Source organism: Barnesiella sp. CU968, from assembly GCF_905219685.1.
GTDB classification, from domain to species: domain Bacteria; phylum Bacteroidota; class Bacteroidia; order Bacteroidales; family Muribaculaceae; genus Lepagella; species Lepagella muris_A.
Genome location: NZ_CAJMXD010000511.1, coordinates 1 through 1724 on the forward strand (window position 1 = coordinate 1; position 1724 = coordinate 1724).

Sequence of the window (1724 nt, forward strand, 5' to 3'; positions counted from 1 at the left end):
GGATCCAGCGTGTCTGCAAGTTTTCTGAGGGCAGTCATGGCGAGTTCCGGCTGCACGGGTATATCCGGGGCGATGACTTCATAAGAAGCAGGCAGAGATCTGTCGAGACGCCGAGCGGTCGCCGACTGTCCGGAACTCCCCATTCCATGAAGATACACTACTTTCATAATTCTATTGCAATTGTGTTTGCTTACAAAATTAATACATATTTTTAAACAAATGCTAAGAGAGTGTTTACTTTTAAACAAGTTCTTAACTTAGGTTAGCATAAAGATGGATTTTTGATAGATTTTTTTAACAGCTTGTCAGAATCGTTTGGCAATAAGATTGAAAATTTGTAACTTCGCGGCAAAGGTCAAATCTACAAAGGAATCTTAACAGCTATCTAAAAAAACACTGTACCCTATGAACTTTATTTCAGAGAGAGTGAATAATCTCTCGGCATCGGCTACAATCGCCATGTCGCAGAAGAGTGCGGAACTTCGTGCCGCAGGAATCGATGTCATCAACATGTCAATCGGTGAGCCGGATTTTAATACTCCGGAGCATATCAAGGAAGCTGCCAAGGCAGCCATCGATGCGAATTTCACGCATTATCCTCCGGTGGCGGGATACCTTTCATTGAGAAAAGCCATCTGCGACAAGCTGAAGCGGGAGAACGGGCTTGACTATTCACCCGAAGAGATAGTTGTAGGCAACGGAGCCAAGCAGGAGCTGTGCAACGCGCTGCTCGCCACTGTCAATCCCGGTGACGAGGTGATAATCCCTGTTCCGGCTTGGGTGAGCTATGTGGAAATGGTGAAGCTTGCCGAAGGCAAACCGGTACTTGTGTATGCCGGAGTGGAGCAGGATTTCAAGATCACACCTCAGCAGCTTGAAGCGGCTATCACACCAGATACGCGTCTGCTTATGTTCAATTCGCCGTCAAATCCGACGGGCAGTGTATACACAGGCAAGGAGCTCAAGGCTCTTGCCGAGGTGCTTGAAANGCATCCGCAGGNAATTGTGCTCGCAGATGATATCTACGAACATATCAATTATACAGGAGGTGCGGAAAGTATATCCCGGTTCGCTTCTCTCCGTGACAGGATGATTGTGGTCAACGGTGTTTCGAAGGCTTATGCCATGACGGGCTGGCGTATCGGCTATCTTGCAGCGCCGTTGCCGATAGCTAAAGCCTGCGCAAAACTTCAGGGTCAATATACATCTGGAGTGTCATCGATTGCACAGAAAGCAGCCGAGGCAGCTTATGTCGGGTCCCAGGATTGTGTGGAGGATATGCGCAAGGCGTTCGAGAGCCGTCGCGACCTTATATACTCGCTTGCAAAGGATATCCCCGGATGGATTGTCAGCAGGCCCGAGGGGGCGTTCTATCTTTTCCCCGAGGTGTCGGCATATATCGGCAAGAAATATGGGGATAAGGAGATACGCACGTCCGGCGACTATGTGATGTATCTTCTTGAGGAGGCTCATGTGGCGGCTGTTGATGGCGACGCCTTCTGCGCGCCCGGTTATCTCCGTCTCTCGTATGCCACATCTGAGGAGAATATAGAGGAGGCTATGCGTCGCATCAGGGAGGCAACTCTCAGACTTGTATAGACAATATGCTTTGTAGGAAATACGGATATAAAAGAATGCTGCCGTCGGTGAAACGAGGCAGCATTCTTTTATATCCGGTATTCATAGTCTGAAATATAGTCAGACATACATGTTGACTATCGCTT

The 1724-nt window shown here is 48.4% G+C and carries 1 protein-coding gene; it reads left to right on the forward strand.

Annotation, left to right across the window (positions count from 1 at the left end):
• Positions 1-405: 405 nt before the first annotated feature.
• Positions 406-1599 carry a pyridoxal phosphate-dependent aminotransferase gene (locus JX312_RS13210; RefSeq protein ID WP_204458382.1) on the forward strand — a complete coding sequence of 398 codons (1194 nt, stop codon included), beginning with the start codon at positions 406-408 and terminating at the stop codon, positions 1597-1599.
• Positions 1600-1724: the final 125 nt, after the last annotated feature.